This window comes from Thaumasiovibrio subtropicus, assembly GCF_019703835.1.
In the GTDB taxonomy this organism is placed as follows: domain Bacteria; phylum Pseudomonadota; class Gammaproteobacteria; order Enterobacterales; family Vibrionaceae; genus Thaumasiovibrio; species Thaumasiovibrio subtropicus.
In genome coordinates, this window is sequence record NZ_AP023054.1 from 2488361 (window position 1) to 2515020 (window position 26660).

20 protein-coding genes are annotated in these 26660 nt (G+C 47.8%); 12 read left to right on the forward strand and 8 right to left on the reverse strand.

Features of this window, described 5'->3' with window-relative positions; genetic code table 11:
* Window positions 1–674: 674 nt before the first annotated feature.
* The 9 genes from TSUB_RS10980 (at window position 675) to TSUB_RS11020 (ending at window position 10302) form a co-directional block, all read left to right on the forward strand.
* Window positions 675–2048 carry a V-type ATP synthase subunit B gene (locus TSUB_RS10980; protein ID WP_087025858.1) on the forward strand — a complete coding sequence of 458 codons (1374 nt, stop codon included), beginning with the start codon at window positions 675–677 and terminating at the stop codon, window positions 2046–2048.
* A 3-nt stretch (window positions 2049–2051) separates the two neighbouring features.
* Entirely contained in the window at window positions 2052–2675 is a 624-nt protein-coding gene (locus TSUB_RS10985) for a V-type ATP synthase subunit D (protein WP_087025855.1), read from the forward strand.
* The gene (locus TSUB_RS10990; protein ID WP_087025853.1) at window positions 2672–4477 is read left to right on the forward strand and encodes a V-type ATP synthase subunit I; all 1806 of its coding nucleotides are present in this window, start codon (window positions 2672–2674) and stop codon (window positions 4475–4477) included. Before TSUB_RS10985 ends, TSUB_RS10990 begins: the two co-directional genes overlap by 4 nt.
* A 3-nt stretch (window positions 4478–4480) precedes the next feature.
* Window positions 4481–4930: an ATP synthase subunit C gene (locus tag TSUB_RS10995; RefSeq protein ID WP_087025850.1), complete on the forward strand. Its 450-nt coding sequence runs from the start codon at window positions 4481–4483 to the stop codon at window positions 4928–4930.
* 11 nt (window positions 4931–4941) lie between these two features.
* A complete protein-coding gene (locus TSUB_RS11000; protein WP_087025847.1) occupies window positions 4942–5625 on the forward strand; it encodes a hypothetical protein in 684 nt (227 codons plus the stop codon).
* A 45-nt stretch (window positions 5626–5670) separates the two neighbouring features.
* Complete coding sequence (locus tag TSUB_RS11005; protein WP_087025845.1) at window positions 5671–6351, forward strand: DUF2764 family protein; 681 nt, start codon at window positions 5671–5673, stop codon at window positions 6349–6351.
* Between the two features lie 21 nt (window positions 6352–6372).
* The gene (locus tag TSUB_RS11010) at window positions 6373–8211 is read left to right on the forward strand and encodes a V-type ATP synthase subunit A (protein WP_087025840.1); all 1839 of its coding nucleotides are present in this window, start codon (window positions 6373–6375) and stop codon (window positions 8209–8211) included.
* Between the two features lie 197 nt (window positions 8212–8408).
* Window positions 8409–9278, forward strand: a complete 870-nt coding sequence (locus TSUB_RS11015) for a hypothetical protein (RefSeq protein WP_087025838.1) — start codon at window positions 8409–8411, stop codon at window positions 9276–9278.
* Between the two features lie 124 nt (window positions 9279–9402).
* Entirely contained in the window at window positions 9403–10302 is a 900-nt protein-coding gene (locus tag TSUB_RS11020; protein ID WP_159065042.1) for a cation diffusion facilitator family transporter, read from the forward strand.
* 28 nt (window positions 10303–10330) lie between these two features.
* Here the strand turns inward: TSUB_RS11020 and TSUB_RS11025 are convergent, their stop codons facing one another.
* The 8 genes from TSUB_RS11025 to lrp all read right to left on the reverse strand — a co-directional run bounded on the left by TSUB_RS11025 (window position 10331) and on the right by lrp (window position 21441).
* On the reverse strand, window positions 10331–11707 hold the full coding sequence (locus tag TSUB_RS11025; RefSeq protein WP_159065041.1) for a magnesium transporter: 1377 nt from the start codon (window positions 11705–11707) through the stop codon (window positions 10331–10333).
* Window positions 11708–11855: 148 nt separating this feature from the next.
* Window positions 11856–12371 (reverse strand): outer membrane beta-barrel protein, encoded by a 516-nt coding sequence (locus TSUB_RS11030; RefSeq protein WP_159065040.1) that lies wholly within the window; start codon window positions 12369–12371, stop codon window positions 11856–11858.
* Between the two features lie 289 nt (window positions 12372–12660).
* Window positions 12661–13953, reverse strand: a complete 1293-nt coding sequence (gene ltrA, locus TSUB_RS11035) for a group II intron reverse transcriptase/maturase (RefSeq protein WP_221274589.1) — start codon at window positions 13951–13953, stop codon at window positions 12661–12663.
* 608 nt (window positions 13954–14561) lie between these two features.
* A complete protein-coding gene (gene serS / locus TSUB_RS11040) occupies window positions 14562–15854 on the reverse strand; it encodes a serine--tRNA ligase (protein ID WP_087016211.1) in 1293 nt (430 codons plus the stop codon).
* A gap of 107 nt (window positions 15855–15961) precedes the next feature.
* Window positions 15962–17302 (reverse strand): replication-associated recombination protein A, encoded by a 1341-nt coding sequence (locus TSUB_RS11045; protein WP_087016209.1) that lies wholly within the window; start codon window positions 17300–17302, stop codon window positions 15962–15964.
* A gap of 6 nt (window positions 17303–17308) precedes the next feature.
* Complete coding sequence (lolA, locus tag TSUB_RS11050) at window positions 17309–17902, reverse strand: outer membrane lipoprotein periplasmic chaperone LolA (RefSeq protein ID WP_087016207.1); 594 nt, start codon at window positions 17900–17902, stop codon at window positions 17309–17311.
* Window positions 17903–17905: 3 nt separating this feature from the next.
* A complete protein-coding gene (locus TSUB_RS11055) occupies window positions 17906–20833 on the reverse strand; it encodes a DNA translocase FtsK (RefSeq protein WP_087016205.1) in 2928 nt (975 codons plus the stop codon).
* 113 nt (window positions 20834–20946) lie between these two features.
* Window positions 20947–21441, reverse strand: a complete 495-nt coding sequence (lrp, locus tag TSUB_RS11060) for a leucine-responsive transcriptional regulator Lrp (protein ID WP_087016203.1) — start codon at window positions 21439–21441, stop codon at window positions 20947–20949.
* Between the two features lie 643 nt (window positions 21442–22084).
* Here lrp and trxB point away from each other — a divergent pair.
* The 3 genes from trxB to cydC all read left to right on the forward strand — a co-directional run bounded on the left by trxB (window position 22085) and on the right by cydC (window position 26640).
* Window positions 22085–23041 (forward strand): thioredoxin-disulfide reductase, encoded by a 957-nt coding sequence (gene trxB / locus TSUB_RS11065; RefSeq protein WP_087016201.1) that lies wholly within the window; start codon window positions 22085–22087, stop codon window positions 23039–23041.
* A 109-nt stretch (window positions 23042–23150) separates the two neighbouring features.
* The gene (cydD, locus tag TSUB_RS11070; protein WP_087016200.1) at window positions 23151–24923 is read left to right on the forward strand and encodes a heme ABC transporter permease/ATP-binding protein CydD; all 1773 of its coding nucleotides are present in this window, start codon (window positions 23151–23153) and stop codon (window positions 24921–24923) included.
* Entirely contained in the window at window positions 24916–26640 is a 1725-nt protein-coding gene (cydC, locus tag TSUB_RS11075; protein ID WP_087016198.1) for a heme ABC transporter ATP-binding protein/permease CydC, read from the forward strand. Before cydD ends, cydC begins: the two co-directional genes overlap by 8 nt.
* Window positions 26641–26660: the final 20 nt, after the last annotated feature.

The following is a 26660-nucleotide window of genomic DNA, read 5'->3' on the forward strand; positions in this document are numbered from 1 at the left end:
TATCACCCAGTAATTACTTTTCCTAACGGAATGTCACCTTTTATGCATTTACATAAACTTGCAAAATAAGAACTCGGAAATCTCGTGGGAATAAATCCCGTTTTGAGTCACTGATCACAATTATTAATAACAATCGAATCAGTTGCATTACGCCCCTGCCTGGTTCAGTAATCATTCAGCATTGTAATCAAACACTTACATTAATATGACCTACCTCACACTTTTGGCGTAGAAATGTAAATGTATGGAAATACCGAACTAAAAGCTCGAAAGAACCGAAAAACGAATTACTTACAGTTACATTTTGACAAGAACAGAAAAACCTCTAGCATATCTTTGTCCTCAAATAGCAGTAACCTATTTGACGGCGTTAAGAGGGGTAACACGCTTTCTAGCAACTTCTCGTTAACATTAATTCGGGTGCGCAAAATTTAGCGATAGAGTTCAGCTCGCTTTCAGACTTAGGTGCAATAATCGAGCCACTGACATGAAACCAAGTGTCAACAATTAGTGGCGAAAATGATTGTCACTTAACAGAGTCTGAAAAAAGTTGAAAATTTGTCGCTTTAGATTAGTCGGACGTTGATGTGGTGTGTATCATTGATGCCGCCAAAATCAACACGATTGAGCATCAATCGAAAACTCTTTATTCAGGCAGTTATCAAGGAATTGGGATGCCACAGAGTCTACTACGTTATACCAACATACTCAGTATTGTTGGTGATTTAATCAGGGTTGAAGTGCCCAATCTCTCTTCTAGCAATGCGAAAGCTAAATTCGGCGACCTCGCAATGATCGAGCAAAATGGTGAGAACTACTCACTTGCGCAGATCATCAAAATTGACAATGAAGAGGTTTCACTTCAGGTATTTGCAGGCTGTGAAGGTCTTTCGACCGACGCTGCAGTTTGCTTCCTCGACCAACCAATGCAGGTGACTTACTCGCCGAACGTACTGGGCCGTATCTTTAACGGTGCAGGTAATCCGATCGACAAAGGCCCTGAGTTGGAAGCCGATCCAAAAGTTGAAGTTGACGGTCCATCGGTAAACCCGGTTCGCCGTACTCTTGCTTCGCGTATGGTGCGTACTAACGTACCAATGATCGACGTCTTCAACACCCTTGTTGAGTCTCAGAAGATTCCAATCTTCTCGGTCGCAGGTGAACCATACAACAAATTCCTCGCACGTATCGCGATTCAAGCAGAAGCTGATGTCGTTGTATTCGCAGGTATGGGTCTTATCTTCGATGACTACCACTTCTTCAAAACTCAGTTCGAAGAAGCTGGTGTACAGTCACGTACCGTTATGTTCGTAAACCAGGCGTCTGACCCTACGGTAGAACGTCTACTTGCTCCGGACATGGCTCTTTCTGTTGCTGAACACTTCGCGGTAGATGAAGGCAAGAAAGTACTGGTACTTCTCACAGACATGACCTCTTACGCGGATGCGATGAAAGAGATCGGTGTTGCAATGGATAAAATCCCTGCAAACCGTGGTTACATGGGTGACCTATACTCTCAGCTTGCTAAGCGTTACGAAAAAGCCTGTGACTACAAAGGCGCTGGCTCAGTTACCTTACTCGCGGTAACCACCATGCCAGGTAACGACGTAACTCACCCAGTTCCGGATAACACCGGTTACATCACTGAAGGTCAGTTCTACCTGCACGACGGCGTATTGGACCCATTCGGTTCTCTTTCTCGTCTGAAGCAGATGGTTGTCGGTAAAGAAACGCGTGAAGACCACAGCGCCATTATGTCTGTGATGATTCGTTTCTACTCTGATTCTGTTGAAGCTCAGCAGAAACAAGCGATGGCTTTCGAGCTATCTGAGTACGATAAAAAGACCCTCAAGTTCGGTAAATACTTCCGCGACAACTTCATGACACTTGACGTGGACATGACGTTGGAAGATGCCTTGGACTTCAGTTGGAAAGTGCTAGCAGAATGTTTTGATCCAGAAGAGACGCTGATCAAAGACAGCCTGCTAGAGAAGTACTGGCCAAACCCAGAGCAATTGGGTCTGCCAGCAGACACCACTGAGGAGTAATCCATGGCAAAGGTAGCACTGAACAAAAGCTCGCTGAATAAACAGAAGCGCAGTTTAAAGACGTATAACCGCTACCTGCCTGCGTTGGAACTGAAACGCCAACAACTCATGCTCGAGCGTAAGAAAGCTGAAGTGGCTTTAAATGAAGCCCAACAACGTGTCGCGGATTTGCGCAAAATCGTTGAAGAAGCAATTCCTATGCTTGCGTGTAAAGAGATCAACGTGAATAACCTTGTGAAGGTGAACAACGTCAAGCTCGTTACACAGAACATTGTTGGTTGCCGAGTCCCTCTAGTCGAAGATATCGACATTGAAGTGACTCCATACAGTTATCTCGCTCGCCCACACTGGGTAGATAGCGTCGTACGCCAATTGAAAGAGATGGTTCGATTACGTGTTGAACTTTCTGTTTATCAAAAGCGTTACGAACTTATCCGTGAAGCAACACGCATCACCAGCCAGCGTGTGAACCTGTTCTCGAAAGTTCTGATCCCAGAAACGAAAGAGAGCATCAAGCGCATTGGCATTTACCTGTCTGATCAGGATCGTGCTGCGGTTATGAACGCGAAGCTATCTAAGCAGAAAGTGTTGGCTCAACAAGCGAAAACGCAGGGAGGCCAAGCATGAGTATTAAACGCCTAAATCGATTGACCTTAGGCGGTCAGGCGTCACGCCGTGACGATATTCTCATGGCTCTGCAGGCATTAGGTTGTATGCACCTTGTCCCACTTAGTGAAGACAATGCGCAATCTAACCGTGCCCTAGCTATGCAACAACCAACGGAAGCTAGTGAAGCGCTAGCGTGGCTAAGCCGCGTCGAGCGTCGTCGTCGTCCAGTTCGCGACAAAGAGCTAGTGGACATTGATGAATTGGTTGCACAAATTCTTGAAAACAAGCGAAGTATTCGCCAACAGCAAGATAAGCGTGACCTTTTAAAAGAGCGCCTGCAGTTATTGCGCCCTTGGGGAGATTTCGACCTTCCTGAGCTGAGCAGCATCAATAACTTGCGCTTTTGGTTCTATGTCGTGCCATTGAAGAAATTCTCTGATTTGGCAGAGCTAGAACTACCGTGGCAAGAAGTCCACCGCGATCAGAAGAATGCATACATCATCGTTGTATCTGAATCTGAGCCGGAAGAAGGTCTTCTGCCAGTTGAACGTTCTCACGTAGGTCAGCATTGTTTGCCAGAAGTTCAAGAGCACTTGGAAATCTCTGAGCAGCACCTTGAAGACTTATATGCAGAGCGAGAAGCTTTGACTCGCTGGATTTATCCATTAAGCCAGTCACTTGCAGCAAGCCAAGACCGTGCTGAACTTCTGCTAGCCTCTTCGGGCGTGCAGGATGAAGGCGAGTTCTTCCTCGTCCAAGGCTGGGTGCCTGTCGACGCGCAAGAAACCGTGATTGAACTTGCTGATGCCTACGGTGCGGCCGTGGTGTTTGAAGAGCCATCAGACGAAGATCAGCCACCAACAATGTTGGAAAATTCTGATCTGACTGGTGGTGGTGCGGAAGCCATGGGCTTCTTCCAAACACCTAACTACCGCGAGTGGGACCCAGGCAATTTGGTGTTCTATTCATTCTCATTGTTCTTCGCAATGATCATGAACGATGCCATGTACTGTGCCATCTTCGGTCTGATTATCTTGTTCTTTAAAGACAAGTTACTCGCATCGACGTCTGGCAAACGCTTGATGAACCTCGGTCTGTTTATGTCAGGTCTTGGTATCGTCTGGGGTGTGCTAGCAGGCAGTTACTTTGGTATGACACCAAGTGAAGGATCTTTCTTAAGTTTCTTCCATATCATCGATATGAATGACTACGACGCCATGATGAAGTTGTCAGTCTTCATAGGTGTAGCACACCTGATCATCGCCAACGTGATGACAGCCTACATCAATCGACCAAGTCCAAAAGCGCTAGCGCCATTGGGTTGGGCAGCATTGATGTTCGGCGGCATGTTGCTGTGGTTCGGTATGACCGGAACAATCTGGGCGTGGCTTGGTAAGTTCTTCGGTGTGATCTTTATGCTTGGCGGTGCTGGCCTTGTGTGTGTATTCAGTAGTGATCGTCCGGTTAATAACCGCAAAGACCTACTACTACGTGCACTGGATGGTGCTAAAGCGATTTATAACATCACCAGCGCGTTTGGTGACATTCTCAGCTACATGCGTCTATTCGCATTGGGTCTGTCAGGTGCGTCACTGGCGATGACATTTAACTCACTGGCCGGTCAAGTCGTTGAAGCACAACCTGTTTCAGGTGTGTTATTCGGTGGCCTGATACTGCTACTTGGCCATGTTCTGAACTTTGCACTTTGTATTATGAGTGGTGTTGTTCACGGCATGCGTCTGAATGTAATTGAATTTGTTAACTGGGGTCTATCCGACGAAGGATACCCATTCAAAGCTTTTCGTAAGAAAGAGGATTAAGAAATGGAATCATTAATTATTGCACTGGGTTGGTTGGGTGCTTTCGCTCCTGTTGCACTAGGTGCTATCGGTTCAGCTATCGGTTGTTCTATTGCTGGTCAAGCAGCGTGTGGCGCTATGCTAGACGTAGAATCTGGTTACGGTAAATACATCGGTCTATCAGCGATGCCGTCTTCTCAGGTTATCTACGGTATCGTAATTATGTTTACTCTGTCTGGTATCGGTGTTTCTGATGCAACAGCAGGCGGTCTATTCGGTATCGGTCTAATGACTGGTCTTGCACTTCTATTCTCTGCTATCTACCAGGGTCAAGCAGTATCTGCAGCAATCAACGCGTCTAAGAATAAGCCTGAAGTATTCGGTCTATCTATCGCACCAGCTGCAATCGTAGAAGGTTTCTCTGTATTTGCGTTCGTATTCGCGCTAGTAATGGGTGCTAACATCGGCGCTTAAGGGAAGAGAAAATGACTGTAGAAAATCAAAATGTAACACCTGTTTCTGCCGGCATTAAGCAGCTGGTTGAGACACTACGCCAAGAAGGTGTAGATGCGGGTAAACAAGCCGCTGATGAAATCATCCGCGAAGCACGCGAAGAAGCATCAACAATTGTTTCTGAAGCACGTGATAAAGCTGGTCTTATCCTTGGCAATGCACGCAAAGAAGCTGACTTCATCTCTACTGCTGGTAAGCAAGCGTTCGAAATGGCTAACCGTAATGCCATTCTTGAACTGAAAACTTTCCTTCAAGAAGAGTTCGCGAAGCAGATTCAAGCAACTGTGGGTACACAGCTGACTGACGAAAAACTACTTCAGCAGATGATTCTTGAAGTAGCAGGTCGTAACGCGGTAGACGGCGAAGAAGCGGTTGACGTGGTACTACCAACCAAAGTTGTTGGTGTTAGCGAGCTTAGCTCGAACCCTGAAGAGTTGACTGAAGGCACCTTGATGCACTTTGCTGTGGCACAAGCCGCTGAGATGCTACGTGAAGGCGTATCGTTCAGTGTCAATGAAGACAACGACAAAGCGCTTATCTTCCGTCTGAAAGACAAAGATATCGAAGTTGAACTGTCTGACGAAACTGTCACTCAAATGATGCTTAACCACCTGCAGCCACGTTTCCGTGCGCTACTGGAAGGCATTGTAAAGTAAGCGGATGAGGCAGGATGCCTGCCTCTCCTTTAGCAAGGAGCGAATATGTCTGATAAAGCATATCATAGTCTGTTGACTTCGCTGCCGCATATCGATTCATTGTTTGACAGTAAAGTAACGCCTATTTCGCGTTACCAGCTAGAACGTCGACTAAGTGGTCTGAATTTCGATGAACGAAAATACCTAGGCATGATTGAACAATTAATGCACTGGGATCAGGCCAAAGATGATGCCGATGATGCAGAACTGATTAAGTTTGCAACGCGTACACGTGACCAAGTAAACAGTCAGGTGTTGCGTGAACTCATCGATTGGCGTCTCGATATGCGCACAGTGGTTGCTGCTCTTCGTCGCAAAAAAGCGGGTGAAAAAGCCCCTTCTGAGCCACGTTGGAGCTTCGGCACTCGCTATGAATTTATCCGTCGTAACTGGAATGTTCCGTACTTCAATCTGCAATTTACGTTCCCATGGCTACCTGATGTAGCGCGCTACATGGAGAACGATCAGAGTCTGGAGCTGGAAAAAGAGCTACTTCAAGCGGTATGGGAACAACTTGACCGTATCAGCACGAAAGAGCGTTTCAGCTTTGAAGCCGTAGTTATCTACTTACTACGCTGGAATCTGGTATCGCGTTGGACAACGTACAACAGCGAAATTGCCATTGAGCGGTTTGACCAGCTCGTAGAAAACGCACTCGGCGACTTCGCCAGTGATCTACCGGATTAATAACGAATAACAGGTTGTTCAATGAGCACTGAATTAGTGAATAAAAAGCCGACTGCTCACGTAACGGCAGTCATCGGCGATACGCTGACTATCCGTCTAAACCCAGAGGAAGACGGTCAGCTAGTGAAGAACGAAGTTGTTTACGTCCTTCCAAGCCGTAAGCAAACTGAAGATCTGGACGAGCTTCTAATGGCCGAAGTACTGCGTGTACGTGGCGATTCAGCAGATATCCAGGTATATGAAGATACTCGCGGTGTCGCAGTGGGTGACGGTGTTATCCAATCTGGCGAAATGTTGAGTGTAGACCTAGGCCCAGGTGTTCTGGCGCAAATTTATGATGGTCTACAAAACCCACTAGAGCGTCTAGCGCAAATCCACGGTAAGTTCCTAAAACGTGGTGTTCAGCTAGAAGCACTAGACAAGACTGAAACTTGGGCGTTCAACGTTATCGCTAAGAAAGGCGACAAGCTACGCGCAGGTCAATCTCTAGGTACCGTTCAAGAAGGTCGCTTTACTCACCAAATCATGGTTCCTTTCCATATTAAAGGTGAAGTAGAAGTTACTTGGATTCAAGAAGGTAACTTTACGGTTGATACTGTTATCGCACACGTTGTTGATAGCCGTGGCAAAGAACACAAACTGACCATGCAACAAAAATGGCCAGTACGTAAGTCTATTGCTAACACGCTGATCCAGAACGGTGGTAAGACAGAGCGTAAGTTCCCAACTGAGCCACTTGTCACGACAACACGTACTATCGATACGTTCTTCCCGATCGCACGTGGTGGTACAGGTTGTGTACCTGGCCCATTCGGTTCGGGTAAGACCGTACTTCAGCACGGTATCTCTCGTTACTGTGATGCGGACATCGTAATCGTTGTCGCGTGTGGTGAGCGTGCGGGTGAGGTGGTAGAGACCATCGAAGAATTCCCACACCTACCGGATCCAAAGCACGGTGGTACACTGATCGACCGTACGGTTATCATCTGTAATACTTCGTCAATGCCTGTAGCGGCGCGTGAAGCGTCAATCTACACCGGCTTGACTCTAGGTGAATACTACCGTCAGATGGGTTACAACGTACTACTACTTGCTGACTCAACGTCACGTTGGGCACAGGCAATGCGTGAAACGTCTAACCGTTTGGAAGAGATCCCTGGTGAAGAAGGCTTCCCAGCGTACATGGACTCCGCAATCAAAGGGGTTTATGAGCGTTGTGGTGTTGTTGACAACGAAAACGGCGACAACGGCTCTCTAACCATGATCGGTTCTGTATCACCAGCAGGTGGTAACTTCGAAGAGCCAGTAACACAGTCAACGCTGGGTACTGTTAAGACATTCCTAGGTCTGTCTTACGACCGCGCTTACAAGCGTTTCTACCCTGCAATCGACCCGTTGATCTCTTGGTCTCGTTACCTTGATCAGCTAGAAGACTGGTATGCAGAGAACCTAAGTCCTGAGTGGGTTCCAACGGTTAAAGAGATGAAAGAGCTACTTTCAACAGGTGACAGCATCGGTCAGATGATGCAGGTAACTGGTGAAGAAGGTATCTCTCTAGAAGATTACGTAACCTACCAAAAAGCACTCTTCTTGGATATGGTTTACCTACAGCAAGATGCATTCGATGATGTCGACTCTTCTTGTAGCTTCGAGCGTCAGCAATTTGTCTTCGGTAAAGTGGTTAACATCATCCGCACTGAATACAACTTCGCTAACAAAGACGAAGCGCGTAAGTTCTTCACCTCTATGACGCGTTACTTCCGTAACTTCCACTACGCGAAGGACAGCACAGCAGAGTACAACGATTACATCCAGCGCATCGACATGCTGCTAGAAGACACTGTTAAAGAGTCTGCGTAATCCCTTGTCACTGTATCAAAAAGACCGGTTTATCCGGTCTTTTTTTTGCCCTCTTTTGGTGCACCCTCACTTTTCCGACGCAATAATAACACTCACTTACCTTGTTTAACTCCTTAACTAGTTGATTCTATTGTATCGTTTTATTGGCACTTCCCTTGCTTTTCTCTTTCTATGCTTCTTTAGTGAAAGGAAATGTCATGTGGTTAACACTGATCGCCATCTTAACTACAACGCTTCTACTCTATTTCTATAAGCAACAGCGTAATGAGAAATCTGAATTGGCCGAACGATTTACGCTTGTTTTCCAACTATTGAGCCTCATTAACGGCATACGTGCTCACCGTGCATACACGCATCAACATTTGAAAGAAAAAGATCTCGCGCTAGACATCATCAGCACGCAGTCTGAGTTACTGCTTACTCAAGCGCAGCATTTAGGTCAGCAGGCCCTACCGCATCAAAAGCCCATGTTTCGGATCTTTCATGCCCATCTAAAGGAGATCACCCAGTCGTGGTCGCAATACTCAATATCACGCAATCAATCCACGCACGGCAAAGCAATCCGTCACGGGTTTTACATTATTGATGATGTAATATGCCAGACGTTGGCCATGACCGAGCAAGAAGAAGCATTGAAGCGATATGAACAACTTTGGCAACTCACCGTCGACAGTTTAGATACGCTCACGCACTTTCGCGCTTGCATAGAACATACGTATACCGAAGGGGGGAATAGCAACAACTACATTACTGTACAAGCTAACCTATTGCTTCGCAGGCTAGGTCAAATAAGCATGATCACAAGCAACGCAACACTGGTAGATGCGCCTTTCATGAGCACACTTCAATCGCTAGCCCATAATCAATACGCAGATAATAACGCGGAAACGCTCTACGCACTCTCCAGCGCAATTTCCGAGTCGTTAGTGATTTTATTTCAGTCAGAACTGGTCACCCTCGCTAGCCAGCTAGGATTGAATAAGACAGAGGATGGATCAACGCCGCTTGATAGGGAGGGCTCTCGCACTTTACCTAAGTCGACAGGAATAAAGGAGTTCGATAAATAACTTCATCACCACCTATTACGCTAACTTATCGCTCAATAAACATTGAAAAAGCACCGATGTATCCAGCAGCGGTTAATGATGACCTGATAGCATGGCCTCTTTACTCAAATCCATGACATCGAATATGCAAGAAAGAAAACTGATTATCATCTCAATCGCCGTGACCCTCTTTTTCTCTGTTATTGGGATCTTTTGGGGAATACTCTCTGATTCCAGTATGATCATGTTTGACGGCATCTACTCACTGTTTAGCGTCGCTCTCAGTGGCCTCTCTTTAATCGTGTTACATCAGATGTCATTGCAAACTGAGCGCGATGAAATTCGCTTCCCATTCGGAAAAGCGCACTTTGAACCGCTGTTGATTGTCTTTAAGTCTCTGACCCTCATTGGTATGTGTTCTTACTCTATGGCTGGCGCTGTCTCAGACTTACTTTCTGGTGGTGCCGCGGTAGAACCCGGCCCAGCGATACTCTATGCCGCGATCAGTACTATGGGGTGCGGTGTTATTGCTGTGCTGCTTAGAGAGCGAAACAAGCGTATTGGCTCGCCACTTCTCGACGCAGAGAAAAACCAATGGCTAGGCGATCTACTCCTCAGTATCGGCGTCCTTATGGGGTTTACCGTCGCTTATCAATTAGAAGGGACCAGATGGCATAGCTTTACAGAGTACGCTGACCCCTTGATGGTTTTGCTAGCGTCTTCTGTGTTTATTTTCTTACCACTGAAAAGTCTTTTCAGTGCCGGTAAAGAGCTCATGCTAGTGCGTATTGCGGATAATATCGCGTATCCAATCAACCAAATCGCAACAGAGTACGCTAAGCAATTAAATAGCCAGTACAAGTTGCGTATGGTGGCGGTTGGACGCGAACTCAATATTGAGCTTAACTTCTTCGCTGCCGATGAGGTCAACATTAATATCGCCAAAATGGATGAGATTCGAATGGCCGTTGCTGAAGCGGCCGAGCTGCAAAACAAAAAGCATTGGATAAATGTCAACTTCACCGCACAAACATGTTGGGTATAGTGGCGAAAGGCCCTTTGGGCCTTTCCGATTACCCGAATAACAGTGACTGAGCAATAAACAACACAAAGAAGAACGCAATCGCGTCTGTCAAGGTGGTTAGCAGTGGGCTAGCAAGCATTGCGGGATCGAGCCCTACTCGCTTTAATAGCAGAGGCAAACTTCCACCGATGATGACAGCAAGAACGCTTGATACTGAATACGCACTCCCAATGACGAAAGGCAGCAGCAGCCCTGAGTCTCCACCGCGTATCAACGATAATCCAGCTAGTATAACGCCAACAAAAAGTCCGATGGCTATCCCAACAGGCACTTCTTTTCTTATTACATAGCTCACACTGTGCGCACTGATTCTATCAACCGAAAGCTCGCGGATTGATACGGCAACGGCTTGGTTCCCTGCAGCACCCGAAAGGTTCGCCACTAACGGTAAAAATGCCGCCAATATCACTAACTCTTCCAAAACAGGCTCATATAAGGCGATAACTGAAACCGCTGCATAACTCAGCACAATAGAAGGTAGGATAAACGCGAGGCGTCTAAGCATACGGGGAACAAAAGCCATGCTTCTCAGCTCTTCCCCGCCAAAGATACCCCCCTGCTCCATTAAGTCACGCTCTGCATCTTCAAACAGTGCTTCTTGCACGTCTTGATGATCTACGATGCCAAGTAATGTACCGTCGTTATCAATGATAGGCAGTACCGAATACCGAACATGATCGAAGGCACTTTTTAGCTCCACTAATGAAGCCGTCGGCGCTATCGTTGGAATCGCACTTTCAATCCAATCCACCAGCTTATCACTGCTGTTTGCTAATAGAAGCAATCTCAGTGGTACAGCCCCTTGAAACCCATCAGCATCATCATAGAGGTAAACATAACGCTGCTCGACGTGCTCTATATCATCGACACGATGCTGCAGCACCGTGGTGACATCCTGCACTGTGGCTGATGCCGGGAATTTCAGCAACTCCGTTTTCATCAAACCACCCGCCATATCCGCTTCAAAACGCAATCCGACCAATAGAGATTGTGCGATGTCCGCTGGCAGCGCAGCCATGATTTCGTGGCGAACTTGCTCTTCAAAAAGACCGATCACATCGCATCGGTCATCTGACTCCATTGAAAGCAATAAATCAGCGGCTAAGGGGACTGGCAATGTCGCTAGCACTGCGGCAATACGAAAATCCGGAAGGTGGTCAAGGAGATCCGCAGCAAGCCGGATATCTTCCGGGCTCAAAACCGCCCAAAACCTACCCGCATCCTCGGTAGATAGACTACGCAGTAAACTGGCAACATGCGCTGGCGAGCTTGATCGAATTTTTTCTAACAGGGTGGCATCCACTACTTGCTTTTCAAGTGTTTCCAGCAGATCTTCATACTGGCAGGATGCTTGGGGGGGAAACATTGGCGACATCGTAAACCTAAATACCTAAAGACTTTCCCAATTCTATACAATGTTTCCTGAAACGAGTGTTAACAAGTAATGATTACTGAAAACACAGCGCGGTAAACAAGCATGATCCAAACAGCTATCGACGCTTTCTATGTTTAATTTAGAAGTTCATCCCAAACTTAATATGGAAATGGTCTGCGTCAATATTGTCTATGTCAAAGAAGTCTTTACCAATTTCAACGTAGCCAGGGCCAATCATGCCTCGCACACCTAACCCTGTATATACGCCGCTGTCACTATACTTAGTTGACCAGCATCCATTCCATTGACAGCCAAATCCAGATTCATCATAACTAAAGAAACCGAGCCTAAAGAAAGGTTTAATTGCAGCGCCTTCGACCTCAAATGCGTAGCCAATATCTGCGCCAAATTTGAATGTGTCACCATCGCCTTTCCAACTACCAACCGAGATATCGCTATTTCTTTCGTACACAAAATGCAGACCAAAGATCTGATTGAAGTCATAGCCATACTCCAACAATAACCCATCTCCATAACTGTGATTATCCGCCTCCATTGAGCTAAAACCGATACCGACTCGATGACCTTGGACGTGAGCAAATGCAGTTGACGAAATTAATGAAGCTAAAAGAGTGAGGGCGAGTTTGTTTTTCATTATTTTTCCTGTTTCTACGATTTCAAACCAAGGAAAAACAATACAGATTTGCATGCTTAAATTATTGATTTAAGAACGGAAAAATCGACACGCCAGTTAAAAATAGTAAGAAAGTTTTTCAGATATCGATTAACTTATTAGTGCTTTTAATATTTGTAACTTCATAAGCCGATTTGCCCTTTGCAGCCGCTCACTTAACTGGGCGACAGTTTGGATTTCGCTCGCAACCGACGAACACATTTCTTGCTATAAGAATCGAGTAGGAGGAGGCCTCACGGCCTCCGTCCTCTCACACCACCGTACAAGCGTGGGTCGCATACGGCGGTTCCGAATATATTTTCAGTGACTCATACCCGTCTCGCAACGAGTATAATTCCCTCTCATTGAACCAGTTAACTGGCATGGCGTGATTCAACTGGGGCGTTAACGCCAGGTGCCACCAACCTTTATCTGACATCGCTAGCTTCCACGCATTGCGCTCTGTTACACCTTGTCGCTGTAACCATGTCGCTATGCTGTATCTGCGTTTGCGCTGCTTCAGTCGGTAGCATCTTAATCGACGTCGTATCCATTCGTCTAAACGCTGCATCGCGCTCTTACGTATGGCGAGCTTGAAGTAGTGCTGCCAACCTCGTAGGTATTGGGTTAACTCGGTGATGATTTCCGATAACTCTCGACCTCGATTTCGCTTCGTTATTTTCCGCACTCGCTTCTTCATTTGAGCTTGTGCCGATTTCGATATCAGGATTGCTCCATCTCTCTTGAAGCTATGGCCTAGGTAAGCTCGCTCCGTCACTCTTGTCGCGGCGCTTTTCTCACGATTTACCGTGAGCTTTAGCTTCTGCTCCAAGAACTCCGTTATCGACGCTTTGACTCGATGGGCGGCTTCCTCACTACGAACGTAGATTTGGCAGTCGTCTGCATATCGACAGAACTTATGCCCCCTTCGCTCTAACTCTTTATCCAGTTCATCTAATACGATATTAGAAAGTAACGGAGATAATGGCCCGCCCTGTGGCGTGCCTCGTTGTCTCTGTTCAACTATCCCATTTCGCATTAAGCCTGCCTGTAGATATGCCCTGATTAGCTTTAACACTCGCTTATCATCAATGTCCTGCGATAGTCTGTACATCAGCCTATCGTGGTTCACTGTGTCGAAGTATTTCGCTAAGTCGATATCTACAACATAACCTCGACCATCCCTGATATAGCGACTTGCCGCTGCTAACGCATCATGCGCACTGCGGTTCGGCCTGAACCCATAACTACTGGCGGAGAACTTAGGCTCATAGATATCAGTCAGCACCGATGTCATTGCCTGTTGAACAACCCTATCAAGCACCGTGGGGATGCCTAGTTGCCTTACACCACCATTAGGTTTAGGGATTTCTACACCAAGGACTGGTTGAGGTTGGTAGCTTCCGTCCAGAAGACTCTGCCGGAGCGCTTGCCCATTTGAAGCTTGTCGAAGTTTTGAGATGGTCGCTGTGATATCGAGCCTGTCGACACCTGCGCACCCCTTGTTCTTCTTCACGCGTCGAAGAGCATGGTTCAGATTCGCTGAGGCGCTGATTTGTTCCATCAGCGGAGTTGGGGTCACCAAGACTCGTCCTCTTTTCTACGCCGATCATGCTTGTCATTCTTCGTGACCGTGAGCTTTACTTGCGGTATTGCCCTTTGGAACGTAGAGATGTTATTCATCTTGCTATGACTCCACATGATTGAGTAAATAGTGACTGCTTCTTGATATATTCAGTTCAGGCCTTCCCTTGAGTTGTACTTCCTCAAAGTACTATGCCTTCTGCTGACTTCTCATTGCTCATCACACAACATCACTGCTGTATTAGTCTCGACTGAGACAAGCAATAAGATCTCCCGAGGTAAGACGTTGCTCTTTCCCTTGGTCGTGCCTGATTTACCTATACACACTTCCCGTCGAGGCATTGGGCTATTCTATCTATTGCTAGGTTACCCAAGTTGTACTGGCCTACTATCAGGTTTCTGTCCGTCACAACCAAGTTTTGCCATTTGCTTCCTTCAGATTTCACCTCACGGTGAACACCCTTGCATAGGCTAACGGTTCTCGCTCGACTGAGCCCGTAGAGGACTTTCACCTCCTAGATCAACGCCATGCTCGGCGCACAACAAAAAAGCCCTCCGAAGAGGGCTTTCAAACTTCATCTGGTGTCGTTAACCAATAAACTCAGCACCGCCCATGTAAGGCTTCAGTACTTCAGGGATCGCAATGCGACCATCTTCCTGCTGGTAGTTCTCCAGAATAGCAACCATGGTACGACCCACAGCAAGGCCTGAGCCATTTAACGTATGCAGAAGTTCAGGCTTCTTCTCGCCTTTACGACGGAAGCGCGCTTGCATACGGCGTGCTTGGAAGTCACCACAGTTAGAACATGATGAAATCTCGCGGTACGTGTTCTGTGCAGGTAGCCACACTTCAAGATCGTAAGTCTTCGTCGCACCAAAGCCCATATCGCCCGTACAAAGAATCACTTTACGGTAAGGCAGTTCAAGAAGCTGTAGGACTTTCTCAGCTTGACCGGTTAGCTCTTCCAATGCCGCCATTGACTCTTCCGGCTTAGTGATTTGAACCAGCTCTACTTTGTCAAACTGGTGCATACGGATCAAACCGCGCGTATCTCGACCGTACGAACCCGCTTCAGAACGGAAACACGGCGTATGTGCCGTCATCTTAATAGGCAAATCAGCTTCGTCCACAATGACGTCACGCACCATATTGGTCAGTGGGACTTCTGCCGTTGGGATTAGAGAAAGACCTTGGCCTTCTTCTGTCGCTGGTTGCGTGTGGAATAGATCTTCACCGAATTTAGGCAACTGACCCGTGCCCATTAGGCTGTCGGCATTAACGAGGTAAGGCACATACATCTCTGTATAACCGTGCTCTTCGGTGTGTAAGTTCAGCATGAACTGCGCCAACGCACGGTGTAAACGCGCGAACTGGCCTTTCATCACGATGAAACGCGAACCAGACAGCTTCACTGCGCTAGAGAAATCAAGGCCATCGCCCATTTCACCGAGATCGACATGATCACGCACTTCGAAGGCATACTGTTTAGGTTCACCCCAAACGGCAACTTCTACGTTCTCTTCTTCATCTTTACCAACGGGTACACCGTCGGCGGGTACGTTTGGCACAGTTAATGTGATTGCACTCAGCTCTTCTTGAAGCGCAGCAAGGGCTTTTTTGGCATCGTCTAGTTCACTACCTAGATTCGCCACTTCAGCCATAATCTTATCAGCTTCTTCGTGATCGCCTTTCGCCTTCGCCTGACCGATGGACTTGGAGCGGGAGTTACGTTGCGCCTGAAGCTCTTCAGTTTTCACCTGAAGGGACTTACGCTTTTCTTCTAGTTCGCGGAGGGTGTCCACATCGAGGTTAAAACCACGATGTGCCAGTTTGGCCGCTGTCTCATCCAGCTCAGTACGAAGTAATTTTGAATCTAGCATGCTAATCCTGTGCTCATGAATATGCGAAAATGCACAAAAAATGGGTTTGAAACATTATGCCCCAGCAAATGGGGGAATAACGCTAAACAATATCAAAAAAAGGCCCGTTAAGGGTAGCGCTTTGTCGGGCTTTTTTGGTCGAGAGAGCGCAGATATTCCAGCTTCTCACTCAATTTGATCTCTAAACCACGATTTGATGGCTGATAATAACGCGTACCGGCCATTTCCTCTGGAAAGTAGCTCTCACCGGCCGCATACGCGCCCGGCTCATTATGGGCGTAGCGGTACTCCTCCCCATAACCGAGATCTTTCATCAACTTGGTCGGCGCATTGCGAAGGTGAGGGGGGACTTCGTAATCAGGAAGATCTCTTGCATCTCTTTGTGCTTGCTTCCATGCCATGTAAACCGCATTACTTTTCGGCGCACAAGCGAGATAAACGATCGCCTGCGCGATAGCCCTTTCGCCTTCATATGCCCCTATACGCGTGAAGCAGTCCCAAGCAGAGACGGCGACTTGCATCGCTCTTGGGTCCGCATTGCCAATGTCTTCTGAGGCGATGGCCAATAAACGGCGGGCGATATATAACGGGTCGCAACCAGCATGAATCATGCGTGCAAACCAATACAATGCACCATCAGGGTCTGAGCCACGTACCGATTTATGAACCGCTGAAATCAAGTCGTACCAAAGGTCACCTTTATTGTCGAATCTTGCTACTCGCTCTCCGGTCACTTCCGCCAGTAATGCCATTGAGACAATTTTGTTGCCATCACTGTCGGCTTCACACATGTCATCCAACAACTCAAGGTAGTTGAGAGACATACGTGCATCCCCATTAACGAGATCGGCAAGGCCTGTTTTGACGTCTTCCGAGATTTGCAACGGACTGTTACCCAAGCCCCGCTCTTTATCTGACAACGCTTGGTCGATAACGATACGAATTTCATCCGCTGTCAGCGATTTCAGTTTATAGACGCGCGCACGCGATAACAGTGCGTTATTGAGCTCAAAAGACGGGTTTTCGGTGGTTGCACCAATGAAGGTGACAGTGCCATCCTCGATATGCGGTAGAAAAGCATCTTGCTGGCTTTTATTGAATCGATGTACCTCATCGACAAAGAGTAATGTACGACGCCCAGCTAACTTGTTTTCACGGGCCTTGTCGATGGCGGCTCGAATATCCTTGACGCCAGAGGTTACTGCACTGACACGCTCCACTTCCGCATTGGTGTAATGCGCGGCAACCTCCGCCAAGGTGGTTTTGCCTGTACCTGGCGGTCCCCACAAGATCATTGAGTAGACTTGATGCGCTTCTAAGGCGCGGCGCAGGGGTTTACCCTCACCTAAGATGTGCTGCTGACCAATGTATTCATCCATCGTTCTTGGCCGCATGCGCGCAGCCAAAGGACGAAAATCATCAGCAAAGTCGAGAGAGAGATTATTCACAATAGATTATCGTTGATCATCAACATCAACGCCTTCAGGCACGGTAAACGTGAAGAAGTCATCATGAGGCAAACCAGTCGTGGTGAAGTCATTAAACTGATAGTTGGTCCGCTGCCCATCTTGTTCTACCAAAGTAAACTGAGAGATACGTCCACTATCTTGAATCGTGATTTCCAATGCTTGGTTGCTACTCGCACCAGATTTTGGCGTCAGCGCAAACACATCGTTATCTTGCGAGACGGTGTAATCTTGCCAATCTGACGCTTGGTTTCCTGCCAATAACATAAACGGGGTGTGTGCGGTGACATCATCAAAACGTTGAATCGTCACCTGCTCGAGGAACTCATCAAAATGCCATAAGTCCACACCGTTCGTAGAAAGTACAATCGGCACTTCAGTGCGCATAAAGAAACGGTTCGGGCGTTTTAGTACCATCTCCCCCGTCTCGCTCGCAATTTGCGTGCCTTCAGGGCTCACTACCTTCTGCACATAATTGGTGCTAAACGCATCCACTTTATCCAAACGCTCAATCAGGGCTTGCTGTGCTGAAGCCCATACGGCTGGCGATACAAGCGCCAGTATTACTGCAAGTTTTTTCATTAATTAGTCTCTTGGAGGTGGCGGCGGTGCTAGCACTTCACGGTTACCATTATGGCCTGGGGCACTCACGATACCATGCGCTTCCAATTGTTCGACAATGCGCGCCGCGCGGTTATAACCAATCTTAAATCGTCGTTGCACCCCTGATACCGAGCCGCGTCGCGATTCCGCGACAAAGGCGGCGACCTGATCAAACAGTTGATCTAGCTCTTCCTCGCCATCAGGGGTTTCACCAGGCAGCAGGCTTTCTGCCCCCTGATCATCATTCAATATCGCATCGATATACTGAGGTTTGCCGCGTGCTTTCCAGTTTTTCACAACGGCATGAACATCATCGTCCGATGCAAACGCACCGTGAACACGTACCGTGTGACTCTGCCCCGGTGGCAAATAAAGCATGTCACCCATGCCAAGCAGCGACTCTGCCCCACCCTGATCCAAAATGGTTCTAGAGTCCGTTTTTGTCGATACCGTAAACGCCATCCGAGTCGGAATGTTAGCCTTAATCAAGCCCGTAATAACATCAACAGAAGGACGTTGAGTCGCCAAAATAAGGTGAATACCCGCTGCCCGTGCTTTTTGTGCCAAACGCGCAATTAACTCTTCTACTTTCTTGCCGACCACCATCATTAAGTCAGCAAACTCATCGACGATAACCACGATATTCGGCATTTTTTCTAGCATAGGTGCCGTTTCATCCATGCTATCACCGGGTTTCCAAAGCGGGTCATGAATTGGATGACCTGCATCAGCCGCTTCCTTCAACTTCGCATTGAAGCCTGCGACATTTCGCACCCCGACCGCAGCGAGTAACTTGTAGCGACGTTCCATTTCACCGACACACCAACGCAATGCGTTGCCGGCATCCTTCATGTCTGTAACGACTTCTGCCAATAAGTGTGGGATACCTTCGTAGACTGAAAGTTCCAACATTTTCGGGTCGATCATGATGAAACGGCAATCTTCTGGCTGACATTTGTACAGTAAGCTGAGGATCATGACGTTTACACCCACGGATTTACCCGAGCCCGTCGTACCTGCAACCAACAGGTGAGGCATCTTAGCAAGATCAGCCACAACCGCTTCGCCAGCAATGTCTTTACCGAGCACTACAGGCAAAGCGCCGCGGCTCTCTTGGAACTTTTCGCTGGCCACTACTTCAGACATAAACACCGTCTGTCGACCAACGTTTGGTAGCTCAAGTCCAATGTAAGGCTTACCCGGAATGACCTCGACAACACGCACCGCAGAGGCAGATAGTGAACGGGCGAGATCTTTGGCGAGACCAGAAATACGACTCACCTTGACACCCGGTGCTAATTCAAGCTCGTAGCGAGTAATGACTGGGCCGGGGAATACACCAACGACCTTCACTTTGATCTTGTAGTCTGCCAACTTTGCTTCAAGTAAGCGCGCCACTTCTTGCAACTCTTCATCTGAGGCCGGCTCGACATTTCTCACCGCGGGTGCAAGTAAATCAATCGTGGGTAAAGGCTCGTCAGGCACAGGCAGATTGACCTCGTTACTGACAAGGAACGGATTCTGTTGCGCCGATTCTCTTTGTTGCGCTTCTCGAACCGTTTCAAGGAAAGGATTCTCTTCCACTTCCGTGCATTCTTGCTCTGCTCTTTCAAGCTCAGACATGCCTCCAGTGTCACCAATAGGTGGCGGTGTAAACGTGTCTTCAACAGGAACTTCGGTGACTGAAGGCAAGGCCTCACCTTGCATCGAAGTGCTTTCATCTACGAAAACGGGTACTTGTTGAACAGATGGCGAAATTGCGGGATCAACGGGTGTCACCGCCGCTATTGCGGACTCTGTTTGGATGGTTTGCTCATCTGATGGCGTCACATTGTCATCAACGTACATGGTAAATGATTCATCAGCTTCATACGCTTCTGACAATTGCTCGATGGTCAAAGACTTCGCCTGCGCAGTACTCTCTATGACCACTGGCTCAGCAGCAACTGCTTCCTCTTGAGGCACATCGACAACAGGCGGCTTAGGTTGTAACGCTTCCCAAGGCGGCAATTCATTGCTCGGTTGAGTGACTGGTTGCGGCGCTGGCTCACGCTCGTCAGATGCACCTTGTGATATCGGCGCAGGCTCAGCTCGAATGATAGGTGCACCCATATCCAACGAGGGCTCTTGACGTACCTCTCCGACAGGCTTTGCTTCTGCAGCAGAGAGAGGCGATGGTTGCATCAGCACATCATCGTCATCCGCTGCCTGTGGTTTCACATGAGGCTCAATGGGCTCTTCTTGCCACTCCTCTTCAAAAGGACGATGTAACTCGGGCTGAGTGCCACGAATACGATTAACGAGCGCTGACACGCTGTTCAACGTTGTCTCGCCCAAAAAATCCACGATGGATAACCACGAAATCCCTGTGAATAAGGTAAACCCCGCAGCCCAAAGAAACATTAATACGAGCGTAGAGCCCAATAAATTAAAATAGGGTAAAACAAGATTAACAGCCACATCACCGATGACGCCGCCCGACGAGAAATACCAGATATCGTCAAAATTGAGATCTGCCAATCCACAGCTAGTGATGAAGAGTAATATCATTCCCAACAGCCGTGTACCCAGAATCATGTAGTTTGGTTGCTCGTTTCGGCTTCGACGGCGGAACAGCACCCAAGCGGTCAAAACAACGACGAAGGGAATTGGGTAGGCTAAAATGCCAAAAGAAAAAAAGAAGGTGTCAGCCAGAAACGCACCAAATGCGCCACCAGCGTTGTTGATTTCTCCCTGCCACGCTGTTTGAGACCATGAAGGGTCGGCCGGGTGAAATGAGAATAACGCAATAGATACAAAAATCGCGGCCAGTAAACCAACGATAAACAAACACTCTAAAAGACGCTGCCCGCCGGTCAACCGTTGACGCTCGCGGTACTTTCCTTTCAGTTTAATCAATGAACACTCCATTGCGGGACCAACAAAAACAAAAAATCGAGCGGTAAGATCTATAGACACACTATAGACTTAACCGCTCGAGTATTATCGCAATGTCAGTGACAGAGACAAGTCGTTAAATGAGATTAACGCGTCTTAATCACTAGATGGTTAGTTTGCTTAACTTCTTCCATCACTACGTAGGTACGAGTATCGTTCACACCCGGCAGTCTTAGAAGGGTCTCGCCCAACAATTTACGATAAGCTGACATATCCGCTACACGTGTCTTGAGTAGATAGTCAAAATCACCAGAAACAAGATGACACTCTTGGATATCCTCCAGAGTTTGTACTGCTTGGTTGAACTCGTCAAATACGTCCGGCGTACCACGGTTCAGGGTAATTTCAACAAAGACAAGCAGCGACGCATCTAGGTATTGAGGATTGAGTAACGCTGTGTAGCCAGAGATATAGCCTTGGCGTTCAAGACGACGTACACGCTCCAAACAAGGTGTTGGCGAAAGACCAACGCGTTTAGATAGCTCTACGTTAGAGATACGGCCATCTTTCTGAAGTTCATTCAGAATGTTACGGTCAATGCGGTCCAATTCCTTGGATGGTTTCTTATTGGTATCTACCATTGTTTTCCACCTTTACTTACTTCCATGCAGATCAAATTTCTGATTGTTTTGCTTTGAATGAGAGGTAAATAACGAATTAATCATACGAAATGTGATAGTATGCGTTAAATTCAGCTTTTTCCAGTTTTCTTAACTAAAAAAGTACTTTTTTTGTAAGAGAACTGCATTTTTGTCCTGTTAAAAGAAGAAAAAACTGCCTCTCTGGAATACAAATTTGAAGAGTATTCCAACCTGATATCGGGTACTCGATTCGTGAACGACATTATTCGGTCAGCAAATCGTACTACCTTTCCTTATCTCAGACACTTTGAGCATATCAGAGTTAAATGTAAAGGTAAAAGCCACTCTTACCATATATCATTCTAAAGTAGCATATAGCTCATCCGAGTAGTCCCTCAGGCTCATCTGCTTCATCTCATCATCGCCCCTGTAAAGCTTCCTTTAAGCCAACAATTTTTCTACAATCGGATCCCAGAAAACAGGTACTATGAAGCTCATCAGTTTCCCCTTCGTTTCGCTCAACCGAATGGAAAAGTCTCGTTTAGCGAGCAGCACATTCTGTATTCATCAGCGTTGCTGGCAGCATTTCGTCACTTCGTTTGAAGGGTTGTACATATAATATCGCTCAGTATTTGGAGATTTCATGAGTTCAGTCAAACATTGCTCGCTGCTTATATTAGGTTCTGGCCCAGCAGGTTACACGGCAGCAGTTTATGCTGCACGCGCCAACCTAAACCCTGTCATGGTGACAGGCATGCAACAAGGTGGACAACTTACTACCACAACAGAGGTCGAGAACTGGCCGGGGGATCCTGAAGGTTTAACAGGCCCTGGGTTAATGGAGCGCATGAAAGCGCATGCAGAGCGATTTGAGACAGAAATCATCTTTGACCACATCAACGAAGTCGATTTTAGCCAGCGACCATTCCGACTCAAGGGTGACTCTCAAGAGTTTACCTGTGATGCATTGATCATCGCGACTGGCGCATCCGCGAAATACCTTGGCTTAGATTCAGAAGAAGCCTTTAAGGGACGAGGAGTATCCGCTTGTGCTACCTGTGATGGTTTCTTCTATCGAAATCAAAAGGTCGCCGTGGTCGGGGGTGGTAATACGGCCGTCGAAGAAGCGCTTTACCTCTCCAATATTGCATCTGAAGTACACTTGATTCACCGCCGCGATAGCTTCCGTGCTGAAAAAATCCTTGTTAAGCGCCTGATGGACAAAGTAGAAAACGGCAACATTGTGCTTCACACTGACCGTACACTAGAAGAAGTGGTGGGTGACGATATGGGCGTGACAGGTGTGCGTATTAAAGCGACTCAATCGGACGCTGTTGAAACCATCGATGTTATGGGTGCCTTTATCGCAATTGGCCACTCGCCGAATACAGGCATTTTTGCTGACCAGCTCGAAATGGAGAATGGCTACATCAAGGTAAAATCCGGCCTAGAGGGAAATGCAACCCAAACCAGCATTCCGGGTATTTTTGCTGCAGGTGATGTGATGGATCATACCTATCGCCAAGCCATAACCTCTGCAGGTACTGGCTGTATGGCAGCGTTGGATGCGGAACGCTTTCTGGATGCCTTAGAAAAGTAAGTCATTGCTGACTGTTGTTTCTTTATAAAGCGCCCCGCCCTGCCGGGGCCTTTCGCTTAAATACGGTATAGCACGATAGGATGCTGTACCCTAATGAAAATGGGTATCAATGGAACGCTCAACCCAACGTGTTTTATCTAAGTGGCTAAAAGCGCAAAGTAAGCCGGCCAAATTCTGGCTCAGAATGACCGTACTGTGTGGCTTTGGCGCGGGTATCGCCCTCATCGTTCAAGCGGGCCTGCTCGCTCATATCCTTCACGAACTCATTATCGAAAGTACACCAAAGACAGAACTCGTCTCCGCCTTTTTCGGCATCGTTCTGTGTAGTGTGATTCGAGCTGGACTTAACTGGTTAAAAGAGTTCACTGGTTTTCGCTGCGGCGAGTTGGTTCGCCTGCATCTTCGCTCCTTAGTGCTAGAGCGCTTAAACCAACTAGGCCCTGCCTACATCAAAGGTCGCCCTGCGGGCGCTTGGTCAAGCCTACTGCTCGAACAGATAGAAGAGATGCAGGACTTTTTTGCCAAGTACCTGCCACAGATGAGCTTATCCGCCCTCATCCCTTTGGCGATCATTGTCGTCGTCTTTCCAATGAACTGGGCTGCTGGGCTTATTTTTCTGATCACCGCGCCACTGGTGCCTGTCTTCATGGCATTGGTTGGTATGGGGGCAGCCGATGCTAACAAGCGTAATTTCAAAGCACTTCAACGACTGTCTGGCCACTTTTTAGACCGACTACGCGGCATGCAAACACTCCGATTGTTCAACTACGCAGAGAAAGAAGCAGATAACCTGCATGTTGCCGCACATGTGCTGCGCAAGCGAACGATGGAAGTCCTCAGGTTAGCCTTTTTGTCTTCAGCCGTTTTGGAGTTCTTTGCGGCACTTTCTGTTGCATTGGTCGCCGTGTACTTTGGCTTTGCTTTTATCGGTGAGATCAACTTCGGTTACTACGGTGCAGGCATCACCCTGTTTACAGGCTTATTTATCCTCATCCTTGCGCCTGAGTTTTATCAACCAATGCGTGAACTTGGCGTGTATTACCATGCGAGGGCACAAGCCATCGCTTCGGCTGAGTCACTGATGGACTTTTTGCAGGCTTCTCACCAACATATCGAGGGAGGCGCTCAGCAAGTCGAAATAGATAAGCTCGATATCATCGCCAAAGATCTTGAAATATACAGCACGGAAGGCGTTAAGTTGGTTGGCCCCGTTGACTTCACGATTCGCGATGGTGAAAAGGTGGCGCTAGTTGGCCAGAGTGGCGCTGGGAAGTCCACCATAATGAATGCACTGCTCGGCTTTTTGCCCTATCAAGGCTCACTCACTGTCAATAGTGTAGAACTCAAGCAGATCGATTTTGCTCACTGGCGTCAACAACTGAGTTGGGTCGGTCAGAATCCGATGTTATTACATGGAAGCGTTGCTGAGAACATCGCACTGAGTCAACCCAATGCGGAGATGAGCGAGATCCAAAACGCGGCAAAGCAAGCCTATGCGTCAGAGTTTATCGATGAACTGCCCAATGGTTACCAGCAAGCGATCGGAGATCGCTCTAGCGGCCTGTCCGTCGGGCAAGCACAACGCATCGCATTGGCACGGGCTATTTTGCAATCTGGCCACTTCTGGTTGTTAGATGAGCCTACCGCCAGTCTTGACGCTGATAGTGAACGCACCGTCATTACTTCTCTTCAAGAAGCAACACAAAGCAAAACGACCTTGATGATTAGCCATCAACTCAGTCAGTTGGAGGAAATGGATACCATCTTAGTACTCAAAGACGGCCTCATTGCTCAACAAGGCACCTTCAGTGCGATCAAAGAGAATGGCTTAATGGCAGAGATGCTCTCTCATACTCATAACTTGGAGGTGAGCAATGCGTGATCTAATCCCTTTTCTCGCACTGTATCGCAAACATTGGTTTGGACTCACGTTAGGCATGCTACTCGCGCTGGCGACATTAGCAGCAGCCATTAGCTTATTAACACTGTCAGGTTGGTTTATTGCTGCGTCTGCTGTTGCGGGGCTGACTATCGCCAGAGAAACGTTCAACTACATGCTCCCCGGTGCTGGTGTCCGAGGTTTTTCCATGGCGCGTACCGCGGGGCGCTGGGGCGAACGTGTCGTGAGTCACAACGCGACGTTTAAACTCCTCGCCGACCTTCGCCTGTTTGTTTTTCGTAAGCTTATTCCGCTCATACCTGGCCGCCATGCCAACCTACGCGATGCTGACCTCCTCAATCGCCTCGTTGCTGACGTCGACGCGATGGATCACCTCTATCTGCGGCTCATTACCCCTCTGGTTATTGGCGCGCTTGCAACCCTCGGGCTTTCAGCCTTTCTATTTTGGTTTGAGCCCGCCATTGGCATCGCTTTGGGTATCATCTTAGTGGTATTGATGTGCATCATTCCGGTTATCTTCTATCGGCTAGGCAATCGCCATGGTGAATCGCTGACGATGGGTACCGCAAATCTTCGTATCGCCATGCTCGACTGGATACAAGGGAGTACCGAGCTCGCGATCTTCAATGCGACCGACCGCTATCAACAAGCAATCTACGATGCGCAGCAGCCACTCTTAAACGCTCAGCGTAAGATGGCGATGGTAACAGGGCTCGCTACGGCAACACTGAACTTAGCTGCGGGTTTAACCCTTACCTTGATTGTTTGGTTTGCTGCGGATGGCATTTCGGGGCGAGCACCGGACCCACTTGTAGCGATGTTTGCCTTCGCAACGCTCGCCAGTTTCGAAATCTTGATGCCGGTTGCTGGCGCATTCCAATATTTAGGAAAAACCCTCACATCAGCAAAACGTCTCAATGTCCTGCTCAAAGCAGCACCTGACACCCCGTTTACCAACAGTACACATGTTGCCAACGCTAAGGGCGCTATCGAAATAAACCAGCTTGGCTTTCACTATCACGACAGCCCCAAGCCTGTCCTTAAAGAACTTAGTCTAACGATTGCAGCTTCTAGCCGTACCGCGCTGCTAGGTAAAACAGGCTGCGGTAAGTCAACGCTGTTACAACTGCTAACACGCCAATGGGATCCTCAACAAGGCGAAATCACGCTCGATGGTATCCCACTCAAAAACTGGGATGAGCATACCTTGCGACAAAGTATGGTCGTTGTCAGCCAACGGGTAGACCTATTCAACGGCTCTTTAAGAGACAACCTGTTGATCGCTAAGCCGAATGCATCAGATGATGAGCTCGCTAATGTGTTAAGAGATGTCTCGCTAGAAAATCTCCTCACAGAGCAAGGGCTTGATTGTTGGATTGGTGAAGGTGGACGTCAATTATCAGGTGGTGAACGCCGCCGCTTGGGTATCGCCCGCGCCATATTGCACGATGCACCGATTTGGCTACTGGATGAACCGACTGAAGGGCTCGATAAACAGACTGAAAGCTTGCTGCTCGATATGCTGTTCAAAAAGAGTGAAGGGAAAACGGTCTTCTTTATCACCCACCGTCTTGTTGGCTTACCCGAAATGGACAACATTGTGCTGATGGAATCTGGTGAGATTGTTGAGCAAGGTGAACACCAAGAGTTGCTCAAACACTCCGCGCGCTACCAGAAAATCTGGCAGCACTTGGTATGATCAAAAGAGGAGCATCGTAA

Coding starts and splice junctions, on each gene's coding strand:
- TSUB_RS10980 (WP_087025858.1), top strand. CDS start 675: ATGCCACAGAGTCTACTACGTTATACCAACATACTCAGTATTGTTGGT.
- TSUB_RS10985 (WP_087025855.1), top strand. CDS start 2,052: ATGGCAAAGGTAGCACTGAACAAAAGCTCGCTGAATAAACAGAAGCGC.
- TSUB_RS10990 (WP_087025853.1), top strand. CDS start 2,672: ATGAGTATTAAACGCCTAAATCGATTGACCTTAGGCGGTCAGGCGTCA.
- TSUB_RS10995 (WP_087025850.1), top strand. CDS start 4,481: ATGGAATCATTAATTATTGCACTGGGTTGGTTGGGTGCTTTCGCTCCT.
- TSUB_RS11000 (WP_087025847.1), top strand. CDS start 4,942: ATGACTGTAGAAAATCAAAATGTAACACCTGTTTCTGCCGGCATTAAG.
- TSUB_RS11005 (WP_087025845.1), top strand. CDS start 5,671: ATGTCTGATAAAGCATATCATAGTCTGTTGACTTCGCTGCCGCATATC.
- TSUB_RS11010 (WP_087025840.1), top strand. CDS start 6,373: ATGAGCACTGAATTAGTGAATAAAAAGCCGACTGCTCACGTAACGGCA.
- TSUB_RS11015 (WP_087025838.1), top strand. CDS start 8,409: ATGTGGTTAACACTGATCGCCATCTTAACTACAACGCTTCTACTCTAT.
- TSUB_RS11020 (WP_159065042.1), top strand. CDS start 9,403: ATGCAAGAAAGAAAACTGATTATCATCTCAATCGCCGTGACCCTCTTT.
- TSUB_RS11025 (WP_159065041.1), bottom strand. CDS start 11,707: ATGTTTCCCCCCCAAGCATCCTGCCAGTATGAAGATCTGCTGGAAACA.
- TSUB_RS11030 (WP_159065040.1), bottom strand. CDS start 12,371: ATGAAAAACAAACTCGCCCTCACTCTTTTAGCTTCATTAATTTCGTCA.
- ltrA (WP_221274589.1), bottom strand. CDS start 13,953: ATGGAACAAATCAGCGCCTCAGCGAATCTGAACCATGCTCTTCGACGC.
- serS (WP_087016211.1), bottom strand. CDS start 15,854: ATGCTAGATTCAAAATTACTTCGTACTGAGCTGGATGAGACAGCGGCC.
- lolA (WP_087016207.1), bottom strand. CDS start 17,902: ATGAAAAAACTTGCAGTAATACTGGCGCTTGTATCGCCAGCCGTATGG.
- TSUB_RS11055 (WP_087016205.1), bottom strand. CDS start 20,833: ATGGAGTGTTCATTGATTAAACTGAAAGGAAAGTACCGCGAGCGTCAA.
- lrp (WP_087016203.1), bottom strand. CDS start 21,441: ATGGTAGATACCAATAAGAAACCATCCAAGGAATTGGACCGCATTGAC.
- trxB (WP_087016201.1), top strand. CDS start 22,085: ATGAGTTCAGTCAAACATTGCTCGCTGCTTATATTAGGTTCTGGCCCA.
- cydD (WP_087016200.1), top strand. CDS start 23,151: ATGGAACGCTCAACCCAACGTGTTTTATCTAAGTGGCTAAAAGCGCAA.
- cydC (WP_087016198.1), top strand. CDS start 24,916: ATGCGTGATCTAATCCCTTTTCTCGCACTGTATCGCAAACATTGGTTT.